This window comes from Thalassotalea castellviae (genome assembly GCF_031846185.1).
GTDB lineage: Bacteria > Pseudomonadota > Gammaproteobacteria > Enterobacterales > Alteromonadaceae > Thalassotalea_H > Thalassotalea_H castellviae.
In genome coordinates, this window is the sequence record NZ_JAVRIF010000001.1 from 193,410 (window position 1) to 211,721 (window position 18,312).

General features: G+C 36.7%; 15 protein-coding genes. 5 read left to right on the top strand and 10 right to left on the bottom strand.

Going from position 1 to position 18,312, the window contains the following annotated elements:
• Window positions 1-143: 143 nt before the first annotated feature.
• The 8 genes from lapB to gyrA all read right to left on the bottom strand — a co-directional run bounded on the left by lapB (window position 144) and on the right by gyrA (window position 9,767).
• Window positions 144-1,313, bottom strand: coding sequence for a lipopolysaccharide assembly protein LapB (lapB, locus tag RM573_RS00850; RefSeq protein ID WP_311575822.1), 1,170 nt, complete (start codon window positions 1,311-1,313; stop codon window positions 144-146).
• A gap of 9 nt (window positions 1,314-1,322) precedes the next feature.
• On the bottom strand, window positions 1,323-1,559 hold the full coding sequence (locus tag RM573_RS00855; RefSeq protein ID WP_311575824.1) for a lipopolysaccharide assembly protein LapA domain-containing protein: 237 nt from the start codon (window positions 1,557-1,559) through the stop codon (window positions 1,323-1,325).
• 77 nt (window positions 1,560-1,636) lie between these two features.
• Complete coding sequence (gene ihfB / locus RM573_RS00860; protein ID WP_311575826.1) at window positions 1,637-1,924, bottom strand: integration host factor subunit beta; 288 nt, start codon at window positions 1,922-1,924, stop codon at window positions 1,637-1,639.
• A gap of 90 nt (window positions 1,925-2,014) precedes the next feature.
• The gene (gene rpsA / locus RM573_RS00865; RefSeq protein WP_311575828.1) at window positions 2,015-3,676 is read right to left on the bottom strand and encodes a 30S ribosomal protein S1; all 1,662 of its coding nucleotides are present in this window, start codon (window positions 3,674-3,676) and stop codon (window positions 2,015-2,017) included.
• A 116-nt stretch (window positions 3,677-3,792) separates the two neighbouring features.
• Window positions 3,793-4,491 (bottom strand): (d)CMP kinase, encoded by a 699-nt coding sequence (cmk, locus tag RM573_RS00870; RefSeq protein WP_311575830.1) that lies wholly within the window; start codon window positions 4,489-4,491, stop codon window positions 3,793-3,795.
• A gap of 85 nt (window positions 4,492-4,576) precedes the next feature.
• Window positions 4,577-5,857 (bottom strand): 3-phosphoshikimate 1-carboxyvinyltransferase, encoded by a 1,281-nt coding sequence (aroA, locus tag RM573_RS00875; RefSeq protein ID WP_311575832.1) that lies wholly within the window; start codon window positions 5,855-5,857, stop codon window positions 4,577-4,579.
• A 1-nt stretch (window position 5,858) separates the two neighbouring features.
• Complete coding sequence (serC, locus tag RM573_RS00880) at window positions 5,859-6,944, bottom strand: 3-phosphoserine/phosphohydroxythreonine transaminase (RefSeq protein WP_311575835.1); 1,086 nt, start codon at window positions 6,942-6,944, stop codon at window positions 5,859-5,861.
• A gap of 102 nt (window positions 6,945-7,046) precedes the next feature.
• A complete protein-coding gene (gene gyrA / locus RM573_RS00885; protein ID WP_311575837.1) occupies window positions 7,047-9,767 on the bottom strand; it encodes a DNA topoisomerase (ATP-hydrolyzing) subunit A in 2,721 nt (906 codons plus the stop codon).
• Between the two features lie 354 nt (window positions 9,768-10,121).
• Between gyrA and ubiG the strand changes: the two genes are divergently transcribed.
• The 5 genes from ubiG (at window position 10,122) to yfaE (ending at window position 15,819) form a co-directional block, all read left to right on the top strand.
• The gene (gene ubiG, locus RM573_RS00890; protein ID WP_311575839.1) at window positions 10,122-10,829 is read left to right on the top strand and encodes a bifunctional 2-polyprenyl-6-hydroxyphenol methylase/3-demethylubiquinol 3-O-methyltransferase UbiG; all 708 of its coding nucleotides are present in this window, start codon (window positions 10,122-10,124) and stop codon (window positions 10,827-10,829) included.
• A gap of 2 nt (window positions 10,830-10,831) precedes the next feature.
• Window positions 10,832-11,512 (top strand): HAD family hydrolase, encoded by a 681-nt coding sequence (locus RM573_RS00895; RefSeq protein WP_311575841.1) that lies wholly within the window; start codon window positions 10,832-10,834, stop codon window positions 11,510-11,512.
• 396 nt (window positions 11,513-11,908) lie between these two features.
• Window positions 11,909-14,179 (top strand): class 1a ribonucleoside-diphosphate reductase subunit alpha, encoded by a 2,271-nt coding sequence (nrdA, locus tag RM573_RS00900; RefSeq protein ID WP_311575843.1) that lies wholly within the window; start codon window positions 11,909-11,911, stop codon window positions 14,177-14,179.
• A gap of 131 nt (window positions 14,180-14,310) precedes the next feature.
• Window positions 14,311-15,441 carry a class Ia ribonucleoside-diphosphate reductase subunit beta gene (gene nrdB, locus RM573_RS00905; RefSeq protein ID WP_311575846.1) on the top strand — a complete coding sequence of 377 codons (1,131 nt, stop codon included), beginning with the start codon at window positions 14,311-14,313 and terminating at the stop codon, window positions 15,439-15,441.
• An 81-nt stretch (window positions 15,442-15,522) separates the two neighbouring features.
• Window positions 15,523-15,819 (top strand): class I ribonucleotide reductase maintenance protein YfaE, encoded by a 297-nt coding sequence (gene yfaE, locus RM573_RS00910; protein ID WP_432280193.1) that lies wholly within the window; start codon window positions 15,523-15,525, stop codon window positions 15,817-15,819.
• 35 nt (window positions 15,820-15,854) lie between these two features.
• On the opposite strand, the gene RM573_RS00915 is transcribed toward yfaE, so the two are convergent.
• Both RM573_RS00915 and RM573_RS00920 read right to left on the bottom strand, forming a co-directional pair.
• Window positions 15,855-17,183: a diguanylate cyclase gene (locus tag RM573_RS00915; RefSeq protein WP_311575848.1), complete on the bottom strand. Its 1,329-nt coding sequence runs from the start codon at window positions 17,181-17,183 to the stop codon at window positions 15,855-15,857.
• 56 nt (window positions 17,184-17,239) lie between these two features.
• Window positions 17,240-18,178, bottom strand: a complete 939-nt coding sequence (locus RM573_RS00920) for a response regulator (RefSeq protein ID WP_311575850.1) — start codon at window positions 18,176-18,178, stop codon at window positions 17,240-17,242.
• Between the last annotated feature and the right edge of the window lie 134 nt (window positions 18,179-18,312).

Below are 18,312 nucleotides of genomic sequence, written 5' to 3' on the forward strand. Positions count from 1 at the left end.
TAATTATTAACACTAATTATTTATTTTAGTAGGTATTAAGTTTTAAATCAGAGAAAATTAGTTCGAGGAAAAAGCACGGAGCTGACGGTAGTCAGTGAGTACTTTTGACAAAGAAATAGTTTTTCTGATGACAAAGTTAATTTCTACTCGCCTTCTAGGCCACGCACAGGTTTCAATTGTTCCCAATCATGACATGATGGGCACGACCAATAGTGGGTGCTGCTACTAAAACCACAATTACAACAACTGTATCGTTGTTTAACACTTAAATATGACGAAATTAATTCTTTGATCATATCTAAATTTTCATTTTCTTGTGGTGAACTTTGCTCGTTCATCTGCATTTTTATAAAATGTTTAAAGCCCCTGATAGTAGGACGCCTTTTTAAAGCTGATAACATATAGTCTTGTGCTTTTTTTAAACCATGCTTGTTTTCAACAAACGACAAATATTTGATCAGGGCGCTACTGCCACCGGTTTCATCGTATACTTTTTTTATAAATTGATAGAATTCATCTTCGTCATTAAGTTGTTGATAACAACTGTGCATTTGCTCAATAACATCAGGAAAAAAGTCTTTATCTTGCGTATAAATATCTTTGTAACACTGACAAGCTTCATCAAATTGTTGATGGTTTTCATAAATCTTTGCCATGAGCCAATTGGCTCGACAAGAGTTAGGGTCATATTTAAGTGCATTTTCTAATAATTCTAATACTTCAATAAATTCATCTTTTTCTAAAGCTAAAGTCGCAAGTTCGCAATAAAAGTTAGCTAAAGTATGAAGTAGTTTTTTATCGTTTGACTTGGCAATGGCTTTATTTAACTCTAAACCATGTTGCCAATCTTTGGTCGATTGATAAATTTGTAATAAATAACTTAATGATTTCAAATTAAAATCTTTCGATTTTAATAATTTATGAAACATTGTTTCAGCGCGGTCATACAAACCGGCACTAAGAAAGTCTTTGCCGAGCTCAAATGCCGCCTGTTGTTTAGCTTTAGACGGTAAATGCTTTTGCCTAACTAAGTGTTCATGAACTTTCAGTGCTCTGTCTAATTCGCCTCGTTTACGAAACAAATTAGCCATCGCGAAATGCGCTTCAACCGTATCATCTTCAACTTTTAATGTTTCTAACAAAAATTCAATGGCTTTATCTTGTTGATTAGATAAAAGATAATTTAAACCAGTGGAATACTTAATCGATAAATCTTGTTTGGCTGAATGATCATTTTGTTTAACACTGTTTCTTCCCATAAACCAGCCATAGCCCATGGCTACTGGTAATAAAAGGAAAAGTAGTTCTAACATTGGCGTGTTTTAACCTTTATTGCTAATTGGCTTAGGTTTTACCATTCGTACAAATTTCCACAAGAGTGAAAAAAATATACCAAGGAAAAAACCAATAATAGTAAACAAGCTTACTGCTGCTGCGACAGATAATTCTGCTCGAGCAATAATATAATTTAAGGTGATCATTTGGTTATTTTGACTACCAAAGACAAAGGCAATAACAAGTAAGGTAATCACTAAAATTAAGGTCATATATATTTTCAAAGTATTCACCGTTCATTTTGATAATATAAACAAAAAAAAGGCATGCTAAAGCATGCCGTTTTCATATAATTTTTCGATTACGTTAAGGACAGATTTACCCTTTCACGTAATTCTTTGCCGGGTTTAAAGTGTGGAACATATTTTCCAGCAAGTTCAACTGACTCACCAGTTTTAGGGTTCCTACCAACGCGTGGTGCACGATAATGCAAAGAGAAACTACCAAAGCCTCTGATTTCTATGCGCTCACCTTTGGATAAGGTTTGTGCCATCATTTCAAGAATTTCTTTAATTGCTTGTTCTACATCTTTTGCAGATAAATGATTAAGTTTATCCGCTAATCTTTCAATGAGTTCTGATTTGGTCATTCGACCCCCCAGTGTCATATAGCATCACGCCAATGGAAATTAAAATAGAGAAAAGTTTTATTTAAAACTTTTCTCTGTCCCAGCTAAAAATTAATTTTTAGCGTTTTTGAACGCTGCAGCCATAGCACTTAAACCAGTATCTTCTTCTTGGTTTAAGTTATCCATTGCTTCACGCTCATCTGCTTGATCTTTTGCTTTGATTGATAAGCTAATAGTGCGGTTCTTACGATCAACACCCATAAACTTAGTTTCAACACTATCACCAACAGATAATTCAGTGCTTGCATCTTCGATACGATCACGAGAGATGTCTGAAACACGTAAGTAACCTTCAACGCCTTCTACTAATTCAATCTTAGCACCTTTAGCGTCTACTTCAACTACCTTACCTGTAACAATAGCACCTTTTTTGTTATCTGCAAGGTATTGATTAAATGGATCATCTTCAGTTTGCTTAACACCTAACGAGATACGCTCACGTTCTGGGTCAACTTGAAGTACCACAGCAGAAATTTCATCACCTTTCTTGTATTCACGAACAGCTTCTTCACCGCCAGCCCATGAAATGTCAGATAAGTGAACCAAACCATCAATGCCACCGTCAAGACCAATGAAGATACCAAAGTCAGTAATTGACTTGATCTTACCTGATACTTTATCACCTTTGTTGAAATTTTTAGCAAACTCTTCCCAAGGGTTCGGGATACATTGTTTAAGACCAAGAGAAATACGACGACGTTCTTCGTCAATTTCTAATACCATTACTTCAACAGTATCGCCTAAGTTAACAACTTTAGATGGGTGGATGTTTTTGTTTGTCCAATCCATTTCAGAAACGTGAACTAAACCTTCAACGCCTTCTTGGATTTCAACAAAACAACCGTAGTCAGTTAAGTTAGTCACGCGACCAGAAAGTTTAGCACCTTCAGGGTAACGCTTAGCAATTGCTACCCATGGATCTTCACCTAACTGCTTCATACCTAGAGACACACGAGTGCGCTCACGGTCAAATTTCAATACTTTAACTTGTATTTCATCGCCAACATTTACGATTTCACTTGGGTGCTTAACGCGCTTCCAAGCCATATCTGTAATGTGTAATAGGCCGTCAATGCCGCCTAAATCAACAAACGCACCGTAATCAGTTAAGTTCTTAACGATACCTTTAACTTCGATACCTTCAGCTAACGATTCTAATAATGCGTCACGTTCTACGCTGCTTTCTGATTCGATAACTGCGCGACGAGAAACAACAACGTTATTACGCTTTTGATCAAGCTTAATAACTTTGAATTCTAAATCTTTACCTTCAAGGTGAGCTGTGTCACGTACTGGACGTACATCAACTAATGAACCCGGTAAGAAAGCACGAATATTGCTAACTTCAACCGTGAAACCACCTTTAACTTTACCGTTGATAACACCGATAACAGTTTCTTTTTCTTCGTATGCTTTTTCAAGCACTTGCCAAGCTTCGTGACGTTTTGCTTTTTCACGAGAAAGAATTGTCTCACCGAAACCATCATCAGTTGCATCTAATGCAACATCAATTTCGTCACCAACATTAATTTCTACTTCACCAGCAGTGTTTTTAAACTGATCGATAGAGATTACAGATTCAGATTTTAAGCCTGCGTCAACTAAAACGTTGTCTTTGTTGATGGCTACCACAGTTCCTTTAATAATTGAACCGGGACGTGTTTCGATTTCTTTTAAACTTTCTTCAAAAAGTTGTGCAAAATTTTCAGTCATAATGTCTCTAGAGCATTAATTGCTCAATATTTTTTAAATCCAATCAACTTACATGTTTCATGGGGTTGTTAATAAGACCTAATGCATCCTTACGTTAGGTAATTTCACTAATATTTTTATTTAATATTAGTGGTTTGTGTTAATTTTTCATTCGCAAATGAAAGGATTTTCCTGACCACTTCGTCTATAGAAAGTTCAGTAGAATCAACTATTAACGCACCTTCTGCTGGGACCAGCGGAGCAACCTTACGGTTTTCATCTCGCTCATCTCGCTGACGTATGTCATCCAAAAGGCGCCCGATTTTAACATCAAAGCCTTTTGCTTTCAACTGATTAAAACGACGCTCAGCTCGTTCTTCTGCACTTGCCGTTAAAAATACTTTCACCGGAGCATCGATAAACACCACCGTTCCCATATCTCTTCCATCAGCGACAAGCCCTGGAGAAACTTTGAACGCTCTTTGGCGACGTAATAATGCTTCTCTCACTCTTGGGAAGGCTGCCACTTTTGAGGCAATAGCACCTATTTCTTCGGTACGAATACTGTTAGTAACGTCTTCACCTTCAAGGATAACTTTACTTTCACCCTCGTGAGATATTTCAAATTGCACATCTAAATGAGCGGCAATAGGAATTAATGGTTCTTCCTCATCAATAGTTAGATGATGATGTTGTGTTGCTACAGCTAAAACACGGTAAATAGCACCACTATCTAGTAAATGCCAACCTAACTGCTCTGCAACTAGCCGAGCAGCGGTTCCTTTGCCAGCACCACTTGGTCCATCAATAGTGATTACAGGTACATTTTCCTGCATGCATTTTTCTCCTAAAGTCGAAAATCGGCGGCATTATACGGGATTTGAATGGCAAAATCGCGTATAAAATTATTCTGTAACAAAATTAGCAAGAAACTTGCGCCAATTTTTCAAAATAATCAGGAAAAGTTTTTGCTGTACATTTAGGGTCATTAATCGTGACAGGTGTATCACTTAACGCGACTAATGAGAAACACATGGCCACTCGATGATCATTGTAGGTATCAATTTCTGCATGTTGAAGTTTAGTTGGCGGCGTGATCGTAATAAAATCATCACCTTCAATCACTTCAGCACCGACTTTCCGTAATTCTGTCGCCATTGCAGCTAAGCGATCGGTTTCTTTGACCCGCCAATTATAAATATTACTAATAGTGGTAGTACCTTTAGCAAACAGTGCAGTCGTTGCAATCGTCATCGCTGCATCAGGGATATGATTCATATCCATATCAACGCTAACAAGTGGTTTACCTTTTACCGTGATTGACTCATCTTGCCAAGTAACTTCAGCGCCCATTTTCTCAAGAACATCAGCAAAATGTTTATCACCTTGAACACTTAATTTACCGACACCATGTACCGTGACTTCGCCGCCTTTAATCGCTCCAGCAGCTAAAAAATAAGACGCAGAAGATGCATCACCTTCTACCATATATTTTTCAACGGCTTGATAACTTTGATTTCCTTTCACACTGAATGATTGATAATTGTTATTGTGCACTTCTACACCAAAGCGACTCATTATATTGAGTGTGATATCAATATAAGGTTTAGACACTAACTCACCTTCTATATTAATTTGTGTATCTGTAGTCAACAAAGGGGTGATCATTAAGATTGCGGTTAGAAATTGACTAGAGATAGAGCCATCAATACTTACCTGACTCCCCGTTAATGCCTTCCCTTTGATATTTACCGGCGGATAGTCAGGGTTTTCTAGATATTCTATATCAGCTTCAAGTTGTGTTAATGCATTAACTAAGTGACCAATTGGTCTTTCTTTCATTCTTGGCTCGCCTGTTAGAATGAATTCCCCTTGACTGGCAGCTAATGCGGCACACAAAGGACGCATTGCCGTTCCTGCATTGCCTAAATACAATTCAACGGCTGAATCAACATTGAAAAAACCGCCATTACCAACAACCGTACATTCAGTACCGCAATCGCTAAGCGTATAATTGATATTTAATATTTTTAAAGCATCTAACATATGATTAATGTCGTCACTAACCAAAAGGTTGGTGATTTTAGTTTCACCTTTAGCAAGTGCAGCAATTAATAAAGCGCGATTAGATAAACTTTTTGAACCAGGCAGAAAAACTTCACCTTGAATTTTATCGATTGGATTTAGTGTTAACTGTTCCATATTATTTAATCCCCTGTTCAAAGTCTTTCATAAAGGCAACTAGTTTTTCGACACCCGCTAAAGGCATAGCATTATAAATACTAGCGCGCATGCCGCCGACAATACGGTGTCCTTTTAATGCCAATAAGCCTTGCGACTCTGCTTGGCGTAAAAATTCATCGTTTAATGATTCATCTTCTAGCCAAAAAGGCACATTCATGCGACTGCGAAATTCGTTGGCGATACTATTTTTATAGAAAGAACTTTGATCGACATAATCATAGATAAGTTGAGCTTTACGTTGATTAATGCTTTCAATAGCGCTAACACCACCTACACTTTTTAACCATTCAAATACTAAACCTGCTAAGTACCACGCGTAAGTTGGTGGAGTGTTATACATTGAGTCATTATCGGCACTGGTTTTATAATTCATAATACAAGGAGTCTCTTGACGAGCCTTACCTAATAAATCTTCCCGCACGATAACGATGGTTAACCCTGAAGGTCCGATATTTTTTTGCGCGCCTGCGTAAATTACCCCAAACTTACTGACATCGATTTGATGAGATAAAATTGTCGATGACATATCTGCTACAAGAGGAATATCACCAAAATCAGGAATATCGAACACTTCAATGCCGTCAACGGTTTCATTCGGGCAATAATGAACATAAGCAGAATCTTTGGATATGTCCCATTGAGCGGAAGGTTTTACAACTTTTTTACCGTCAATTTCTTCTACAACATTCAGTACATTTATTTCACCAAAATTTTCAGCTTCTTTTGCCGCGGCTTTCGACCAAGAGCCAGAAACAACATAATCAGCTTTACCACCTACAGGTAATAAATTTAAGGGAACGGCTGAAAACTGTCCTCGACCACCGCCGTGACAAAAAAGCACCTTGTAGTTTTGTGGGATGGCCATTAATTCACGTAAATTATTCTCCGCTTCATCAGCCAGTGCCATAAAATCTTTACTTCGATGACTTAACTCCATGACTGAACAGCCCGTATCTTGCCAATTAATAAACTCTTGTTGAGCTTTCTTCATCACTTGGGTGGGTAACATTGCGGGACCAGCACAAAAATTATAGACAACAGACATGAGAAACTAAAACCTTAATAATAAAATATAAAATGAATATGTGTTTTTTACACAAAAAAATAGGCGGTTAACACCGCCTATTTTTCTGGTTTGCAGTGTTAACTATTCGTTTTCACCATCACTGAGATTTTCATCATTCTCAGGATCAGGTGTTTGTTCCGATGACGGTTCTTCAGTTGAAGTTTCAGGTGTTTCACCCTCTGTTACTTCACCTTCAATAATTGAGTCATCTTCTTCAATTTCATCAATGCGTTGTAACGCGACAACATGTTCTTCTTCCGTTGTGCGGATTATACGAACACCTTGCGTATTACGACCAATGATACTTACTTCATTAACGCGGGTACGAACTAAAGTACCGTTATCAGTGATTAACATGATCTCATCAAGATCTTCCACTTGTACAGCACCAACAACAGGACCGTTTCGATCACTGACTTTAATTGACACGACACCTTTGGTTGCACGACTTTTCGCTGGATATTCAGCTAAATCAGTACGTTTGCCGTAACCATTTTGCGTGATAGTCAAAATGGCGCCATCGTTCTTAGGAACAATCAGTGAAACAACTTTCTGTTCGCCTTCAAGCTTGATACCACGAACACCCGTTGCTGTACGTCCCATCGCTCTTAACGCATGAATTTCTTCACCGGTTTCAGGGTCAATTTTCACTTCACCTGTTTCGCTATCTCGAGCTTTTTCATTGAAACGAACCACTTTACCCGCATCTGAGAACAACATAATGTCATTTTCACCATTGGTGATATCAACACCAATTAAAGTGTCATCATCGCGTAAATTCAAGGCAATAATACCGTTAGCACGTTGATTAGAATAAGCTGTTAAAGGCGTTTTCTTAACTGTACCAGAAGCAGTTGCCATGATAATAAACTTATCATCTTCGTATTCACGTACCGGTAAAATAGCCGTGATACGTTCGTTTTCTTCAAGAGGTAATAAATTAACAATTGGACGACCACGTGCCGTTCTACTTGCTAATGGTAATTGGTAAACTTTCAACCAATATAACTTACCGCGATTTGAAAAACATAAAATAGTGTCATGCGTATTGGCAACTAATAAACGTTCGATGAAGTCTTCTTCTTTCATCTTCGTTGCCGCTTTACCTTTACCACCTCGACGTTGCGCTTGGTAATCGGATAATATTTGATATTTTACGTAGCCTTCACTTGAAAGCGTAACGACCACATCTTCTTCACAAATTAAGTCTTCTAAAGATAAATCATGTGACGCATTGGTAATTTCGGTACGACGTTCATCGCCAAACTCATCTCGAATTAATTCTAATTCTTCGCGGATAACTTCCATTAAACGCTCTGGGCTAGCAAGAATATGCATTAATTCACCAATAAGGTCTAATAACGCTTTGTACTCACTTAGAATTTTTTCGTGTTCCATGCCTGACAATTTATACAATTGTAAATCAACAATTGCTTTTGCTTGTTCAGCCGTTAAATAATACAAACCTTCACGAATGCCATATTGTGGCTCTAACCACTCAGGACGTGCAGCGTCAGTACCGGCACTTTCAAGCATGCCACTAACATTTCCAAGTTCCCAACCTTGAGCAATTAATTTTTCTTCGGCTTCTTTACGGTTACTTGATTCTTTAATCAACTTAATTATAGGGTCGATGTTCGCTAACGCTATCGACAAACCTTCTAAGATATGCGCGCGGTCACGTGCTTTACGTAATTCGAAAATCGTACGACGAGTGACGACTTCACGACGATGAAGCACAAACGCTTCAAGCATTTCTTTTAAGTTAAATAATTTAGGTTGGCCATTAGTTAATGCCACCATATTTAAGCCAAAAGACACTTGCATTTGAGTCAGTTTGTATAAGTTATTTAAAACCACTTCACCGACATCACCACGTTTTACTTCAATGACCATACGCATGCCGTCTTTATCAGACTCATCACGTAACGCAGAAATACCTTCTAAACGTTTTTCTTTAACAAGCTCAGCCATTTTTTCAATTAAACGAGCTTTGTTCACCTGATAAGGAAGTTCATGTACTACGATGGTTTCTTTGCCTGAGTTTTCATTGACTTCAATTTCAGCACGGGCACGAATTTTTATTTTACCGCGACCGGTTTTATAAGCTTCTTCTATGCCAGCTCGGCCACTGATAATACCTGACGTAGGGAAATCAGGACCTGGAATATGGGTTAACAACTCATCAATGGTAATATCGCTATTTTCAATTAACGCTAAACAGCCATTAATCACTTCGGTTAAATTGTGTGGCGGAATATTAGTCGCCATACCAACCGCGATACCAGAAGAACCATTCACCAATAAAGCAGGAATGCGTGTAGGCATCACCGCTGGAATATGTTCAGTACCATCATAGTTAGGTACAAAGTCTACCGTTTCTTTATCAAGATCAGCCAAAATTGAATGAGATATTTTGTTCATTCTAATTTCGGTGTAACGCATTGCGGCTGCAGAATCACCGTCAACAGAGCCAAAGTTACCTTGACCGTCAACTAACATGTAACGCATGGAGAAATCTTGTGCCATGCGAACAATAGTATCGTATACAGCAGTATCACCATGTGGGTGATATTTACCGATTACATCACCAACCACACGGGCTGATTTTTTGTAAGGTTTGTTATAGTCATTACCTAAAACATTCATCGCAAAAAGAACTCGGCGATGCACTGGTTTTAAACCATCTCGAACGTCAGGTAACGCTCGTCCTACAATTACGCTCATTGCATAATCTAAATAGGAGCTTTTAAGCTCATCTTCAATATTGACTGGTGCAATATTTTTTGCCAGATCGGTCATATAACGACGGTATCCCTAAATGTGAATTTGGAAATTATTATTGTTAAAATCGCAGCGATATTATCATAAAAAACAATGAGACTATACTGCTTTATAACATCACATTCTGCTTTGGTTAGCGATGTAATTCAAGTGATAATTTTAAACAAAGTGATTTAAGATAAAAACCCTGGGATAAACCGAATACTTACCAATTTAGTTCAATTTATTCATAGAGTTAAATAAATGGTCGATAATTAAACAATCCGGATACAATTACGATTTAAGATTTATTAAACTAACTTTTTCATTTACTAGTCGAATTAATCTCTTTGGTTTAGAATGCATTTCATCTTTATTTGAATGTCTCTGCATATGTCTAATCAACAAAACGTAAATCAAGAAGAAATTGCTAAGTTTGAAAAAGTAGCCAGCCAATGGTGGGAATTAGATGGCGATTTTAAACCCTTACATCAAATCAATCCTTTAAGACGACAGTTTATCATTCAGCATGCCCAAAACATTTATGGTAAAACGATAATAGATGTTGGTTGTGGGGGCGGTATTCTGGCGGAGAGTTTAGCGAAATTAGGTGCTCAGGTAACTGGTATAGATATGGGAGAAGAGCCTTTAAATGTAGCAAAACTTCACGCCCTTGAAGCCAATGTTAAAGTAAACTATGAAAAAATTACTGCTGAAGAGAAAGCAGAACATCATCCAGAATTTTTCGATGTGGTTACCTGTATGGAAATGCTCGAACATGTTCCTGATCCTGCCTCTATTATTCAAGCTTGCAGTAAGATGGTGAAACCAGGCGGTTACGTATTCTTCTCTACATTAAATAAAACCATCAAGTCTTATTTATTAGCGATAGTTGCTGCAGAAAAAGTGTTTAAGTTGGTGCCTGATGGTACGCATGACCATGCACATTTTATTCGCCCCTCACAATTAATAAGTTGGGCCGAAGCAAATGATTTAAAATGTATTGATGCTGCAGGTATTCATTACAATCCGTTAACCGAAAATCATAAATTAATTGAATCATTAGACGTCAACTATATTTTATGTTGTCAAAAGGTTTAACCATGACGATAAAAACACCAAGCGATGTCCTCAACAATACCCAAGCGGTACTCTTTGATCTTGACGGTACTTTATTAGATACCGCCAATGATTTAGGTGAAGCATTAAATTTTGTATTGCGTAAATATCATTTACCCGAGGTCCCACAAGCGATTTATCGACCCGTCGCTTCAGATGGTGCATTAGGCTTATTAACTTTAGGCTTTAATTCACAATTGAAAAACTATGATTATGATGTATTAAGAACACAGTTTTTGAATTTTTATCAAGAAAATATTGCTCGACAGACTTGTTTATATCCTGGTGTGACCGAGTTATTAACCCGTTTAAATACCGACAATATCCCTTGGGGAATAGTAACCAATAAGCCCGAGGGTTTAACAAAACAATTACTGCCCTCTTTCAATGAACTTGAGCAATGTGCAGTTATGGTAGGGGGCGATACTTTACCGCAAAGAAAACCAGATCCTGAACCTTTATTTTATGCATGCGAAACCATAAAAGTTGATCCAAAGCACTGTCTTTATGTTGGCGATGCCATAAGAGATATAGAAGCAGGTAATCGAGCAGGTATGAAAACATTCGTTGCACAATGGGGATATATTAAATCCACAGATAATATTCATGAGTGGCAAGCAGATTACATTCTAAAATCCCCACAAGATTTATTATTGATTAGATAATCGACAACTGACTACTTATAAAGCAATTACTGTAAATGATTGAATTAAAAAGATAATTTAAATCATATTACCAAACGTAATATAGATAGTAAAATTATCACTAAAATAAATATACTGATGTTTTCGTGATAAAAAAAAATGTAAAAAGATATTGCGTTTCGCAAAAATCAAATTGAAAAGACCATACTAAGTTAGTTGTCACTAACATAGATTTAAACGGGTTTATCTAGAGCAAAATATCGCCTTTTTTAGTGCTTGCAATAAAGCTTAAACCTCATTATCTTGTGATCAGTTTTATGTTTACACCCAAGATGTAGTGCATTGCTGAATTTTGCCCATCTTCCGTAAATATCCACCTAAATAATTAAAACAATAAAATTAATAAACAGGTTTTTCATGACTAACAATCTTTTTGTAACCAAGCGTAACGGCGAAAAAGAACCCATCGATTTAGAGAAAATTCACCAAGTTATCGCTTGGGCTGCTGAAGACTTAGATAATGTATCTGTCTCGCAGGTAGAACTGAAATCTCATATTCAATTTTATGACGGTATTAAAACCGAAGATATTCATGAAACCATCATCAAAGCAGCAGCTGATTTAATTTCAGAAGAGACTCCTGACTATCAGTTTTTGTCTGCACGTTTAGCGATATTCCATTTACGGAAAAAAGCTTACGGTCAATTTGAGCCACCTAAATTATATCCTCATGTGGTGAATCTTGTTGAATCAGGAAAATATGATCAACATTTGCTTGCCGATTATACGCAAGAAGAATTCGAACAAATGGAAAGCTTTTTAGATCACCGCCGAGATTTAAATTTTAGCTACGCGGCCGTTAAGCAACTAGAAGGTAAATATCTAGTTCAAAACCGCGTAACTGGTGAAATTTACGAAAGCGCTCAATTTTTGTATATATTGGTCGCCGCTTGTTTATTTGCAAAATACCCTCAAGAGACGCGTTTAAGCTATATCGAAGGTTTTTATAACGCAATCTCAACATTTAAAATTTCATTACCAACGCCAATAATGGCTGGGGTAAGAACACCTACCCGCCAGTTTTCTTCATGTGTTTTAATTGAGTGTGGTGATAGTTTAGATTCGATTAATGCCGCCTCAAGCTCAATTGTTAAATATGTATCTCAACGTGCTGGTATTGGTATTAATGCGGGAAGAATTCGCGCATTAGGTAGCTCTATTCGAAATGGTGAAGCGTTTCACACAGGTTGTATCCCTTTTTATAAACACTTTCAAACAGCGGTTAAAAGCTGTTCTCAAGGCGGTGTACGTGGTGGTGCTGCTACCCTATTTTACCCACTTTGGCATTTAGAAGTTGAAAGTTTACTGGTACTAAAAAATAACCGTGGTGTTGAAGAAAACCGTGTTCGTCACTTAGATTACGGCGTTCAGTTTAATAAAGTCATGTATCAACGATTAATCAAAGGTGAATCCATTACGTTATTTAGTCCAAGTGATGTACCTGGTTTATATGATGCCTTTTTCGAAGATCAAGATGAATTTGAACGTTTATATTTACAATATGAAGCGGATGACTCTATTCGTAAAAAGTGCATTAAAGCAATTGAATTATTTACGTTATTTGCTCAAGAGCGTGCAAGTACAGGTCGTATTTATTTACAAAATGTTGATCACTGTAATACTCATAGCCCATTTAATCCAGAAGTTGCGCCAATTAGACAAAGTAACCTTTGTTTAGAGATTGCCTTACCAACGAAACCATTAAATGACATTAATGATCCCGAAGGTGAAATAGCCCTTTGTACGTTATCAGCGTTCAATTTAGGTGCGATTGAAAGCTTAGATGAATTAGAAGGTTTAGCCGATTTAGCTGTGCGAGCATTAGATAATTTATTAGATTATCAAGATTACCCAATGCCAGCCGCTGAAAATGCAACTTTTGGCCGAAGAACCTTAGGTATAGGTGTGATAAATTACGCTTATTACTTAGCAAAAAATGGTGTTTTTTACTCAAACGGGAGTGCGAATAACTTAACGCACAGAACATTTGAAGCCATTCAGTTCTATTTATTACAAGCATCAAATAAGTTAGCCATCGAACAAGGCGCTTGTCCTAAGTTCAATGAAACTCGTCTGTCGCAAGGTATTTTACCTATCGATACTTATAAAAAAGAAATCGATAATATCACTGGCGAGCCTTTACATTTAGATTGGGAAGGATTACGAGAAAACATTAAAAAACATGGTGTAAGAAATTCAACAGTTTCCGCTTTGATGCCGTCAGAAACATCATCGCAAATATCAAATGCCACCAACGGTATCGAGCCTCCTCGTGGTTTGATCAGCGTAAAAGCAAGTAAAGATGGTATTTTAAAACAAGTTGTTCCTGAGTATGAAAAGCTAAAAGATAACTATGAATTATTATGGAATATTCCAAATAATGAAGGTTACTTACAACTTGTTGGTATTATGCAAAAATTTGTTGATCAAACGATTTCTGCCAACACCAATTACGATCCTTCTAAATTTGAAGGGGGTAAAGTACCGGTCAAACAAATTCTAAAAGACCTACTTACCGCTTATAAACTTGGTGTGAAAACGATGTATTATCACAATACCCGAGATGGTGCTGATGATCAGGTTGAAGTTGAAAGTGACGACTGTGCCGGCGGCGCTTGTAAAATATAAATGCTATTTAAACGCTTAATTATCAATAATTAAGCGTTATTCTTTCAATGAATAAAACACTAAAATAATAACAATTTATCCTTTAGATATGTTGAAACAATGCAAAAGATTATTGTTTCTAGGAGCACTACATGACCTACAGTACATTTAACCAAACTCCCAACAATGCTTTATTAGAGCCGATGTTTTTGGGAAATAGTGTAAATGTCTCGCGCTACGATCAGCAACGTTATGTTGCTTTTGAAAAGCTGATTGAAAAGCAATTATCATTTTTTTGGCGCCCTGAAGAAATTGATGTATCAAAAGACAGAGCGGATTGGCAAGGATTAACCAGTTCTGAAAAACATATCTTTATTTCAAATTTAAAGTACCAAACCTTATTAGATAGTATGGCAGCACGCTCTGTTAACGCCGTTCTATTGCCATTAGTATCCCTACCTGAAGTTGAAACTTGGGTAGAAACATGGGCGTTTAGTGAGACCATTCATTCACGTTCTTATACCCACATATTACGTAATTTATTTACCGACCCAAGTGAAGTATTTGACGATATTGTTGTCAATCCAGCTATTTTAAAACGCGCGAGCAGTATCGCTAAATACTTTGATGATGTGATCATCACAACACAACTTCTGCAATCACAAGGCGAAGGCGTTTATGACGTAAATGGGGAAAGTATTGAAGTAACTCAACGTAAATTAAAAGAACGGTTGTTTTTGGCGATTTGCTCAGTAAATGCTTTAGAAGCAATCCGCTTTTATGTTAGCTTTGCCTGTTCTTTTGCTTTTGCTGAACGTGAATTACTCGAAGGTAACGCGAAAATAATTAAATTGATTGCCCGTGATGAAGCTTTGCACTTAACAGGTACTCAGCATATTTTAAATAACTGGATTTCGGGCAAAGACGATCCCGAAATGAAAGAAATAGCTGAAACTCTAAAAGATGAAGGCTTACAAATTTTTATCGATGTGGTTGATCAAGAAAAAGAATGGGCACAATATCTTTTCAAAGATGGCTCTATGATTGGCTTAAACGCTGAAATTTTAAATCAGTACATCGAATATATCAGTAATCAACGATTAGCCGCCATCGGCTTTGACGCTCCTTTTGCAATTAAGAGTAATCCATTACCTTGGATGAACGCCTATTTGGTCAGTGATAATGTACAAGTAGCACCACAAGAAACTGAAATTTCAAGCTACCTTGTAGGTCAAGTTGACTCTTCAGTATCTAGTAACGATTTTGATGATTTTGATCTTTAAAAATGTCCTCTGCTATTTACTTTAGCATTTTGTATTATGTTACCTCTTTCATGACAAATTACCTTATGTCGAGAAAGTTTAATGACTGATGCTAAAGTACCTAGCGACGATGCTATGAACAATACGTTTATCATCACGGTGGAAGAACAAAACATTAACTTTGATCCTAACGACAAGACATTATTAAATAATTTAGAAAAAAATAATGTCGAAGTTCATTATCACTGCCGTGATGGATTTTGCGGTGCATGTCGAGTGACCTTAGCCGAGGGAAAGATCCATTACCCTAATGGGGAGCCGCTGGCTTTTGTCGGCGAGAATGAAATATTACCTTGCTGTTGTATCCCCGCTTCAAACATTCGTTTGATCATCGAATAAGCATTAACACCGTCGTTTAGTCAACGCTCAACGTCTTATACTTTTTCTGATAAATGCAGCTTTATACCAGATGTTACTTTGATTAACTCGTCTTTTAATGGCGCAAAAAGTGTTTGGTATTGCTCAGTTTTATTCTCATTAACGGCAAGATCCAACGCTTTGCACATATCATATAAATTCATGGCCCCTATCGAGCATGACACGCCTTTAATGGTATGAACTAAATGTTTTAATTTTCGTTGGTCTTGCTGTTCAATGGCTTGATGTATATTAGTATGATCATCGCCATGATCTTGGTAAAACATGACTAAAATATCTTCAAATAAACCTTCATCACCTAAAACATTATTTAAGCCAACTTGATAATTAATTCCTGCATATTTTTCATCCATATTATTCATCTCTTGATTCGCCTGTCTTTCTACTTCAAATTCCGTTTCACCCATATCAAAACTCCCTTCTATCACGGTTTGGTTCCTGCCATTTTTTTTCGCTTTATATAATCCATGATCGGCTAATCGCATTAATTCTTCAAAATCTATTAAATGCCCTTCGGCAGATGTAACACCAACACTGACCGTTAACGATAGCTCTCTCTTTTTACCTTCATAGTCAAAATATAGTACATGAGCCTCTAATGATGTTCGACAACGCTCACACGCATTATATACTTCCTCAATATGCGTATTAGGTAAACAAACAGCAAATTCTTCACCACCAATTCGACCAATAATGTCGTAATCACGAAAGGTATCTTTTAATATTTGAGCAAAACTGATCAGTGCTTTATCACCAATTTCATGACCATAGTTATCATTCACTTGTTTAAAGTAATCTAAATCAAACATTGCTATTGAGACAATATATTTATCTCGCTTTGCTTGACTGATCACTTTTTTCACTAAAGTTTGAAAACTACCGCGATTATTCACTTTCGTTAAAAAATCCGTTAAAGCTAAAGATTCAAGTTGACGTGTTTTTTCCATTAAGCGTAAAGAATTTCTAATTCTGGCTAACAAAACATTAGGGATATAAGGTTTAGTAACATAATCGTCTGCGCCAAACTCTAACGAAGCAACGATTTGTTCCTCATCGCCAGAAGCCGAAAGCATGATCACCGGAATTCTCGCTAAATCTAATTGCGCTTTCATGGCTTGCAGGGTAACTAAACCTGAGATCCCCGGCATATGTAAGTCCAGTAAAACTAAACTAACGTGATTTTCTTGTAAGATTGACAGCGCTTCATCACCAGATTCACAAGTGATCACTTGATATCCCGCTTCTAGTAAATCGTGCTCAAGTAACAGTAGACTATCTTTAGCATCATCAACGGCTAATATGGTATATTTTTTAATTTTCTTCATTCAAGTCTCTTAAATTACATTAACCTTGTTCGATTATTTATAACTCTATGATGTCATTAATCATCGATAAAACATTGTAACGCTTTCATTAACAAATCAAATTCTTTTGATAATGTCTTTATATATAAACTTAGCTGTTGTTTTTCATTACATCGAGGATTATTTTCAATCTTTTGACAAATTTGGCCTAATTTAAATGCACCTAAATCTCTAGCGCTACCTTTAAGTTTATGGACATATGATACGATTTCATCAGTTTTACCATCAGCCATGGAATCAATCAATTGACTTAATAACACTGGGGCATCATCAATAAATAATACAACAAGTTTTTTAGCTAACTGAATATCATTACGTGCTCTTTTTATAAATTCATCTTGACGCCAAAATTCAGAATAAATGTTACTTTTTTGAGTGTCCGTCGAACTATCAAGGGTATTGTTTATTGCTGTCACAGTACTTTCAACCCGTGAGAGACTCTCTTCGTTCACCTCTAGCCAATGATATATAATTTTTTCTAATCGTTTAATTTTGATAGGTTTACTAACAAAATCGTTCATGCCAAAGGCTAAACATTTTTCTTTATCGCTTTGCTTTACATTTGCAGTTATCGCGATAATAGGAATTGCTTGATAATGCTGTCCCACTTCTCCTTGACGAATCAATTTCGTAGTTTGAAAACCATCTAATTTAGGTAAGAAGCAATCCATCAAGATAAGTTGATAGCGCGCTTGGCTTTCCTTTAAACGTTGGAGTGCAGCTAAGCCATCTTCTACTATATCCGCAGTTAAATAAAGACTGCCTAGAACACCTAATATAATCGATTGATTTATTCGATTATCTTCAACAAGCAATATTCTTCTATTGAGTAAGGTATTTTTTTCAAGCGCCACTTTATCGCCCGACGATTCATCTATTGATGCACTTTGTTCGGTTTTTACTTTTTCTTTAGCTGTCAGCCTTCCTTTCGAAGATAGCTTTCTAATCGATGTCATGGTTTCATCAATAAAAATAAATGACTTGTTGCTTAAATTAACTATGCCTTTTCTTTTTCTTATAAGCAATCTCAGTAGATTAAATATTAGTTATATTATTTAAAACAAACATCAATGATTTTACACAATAATGA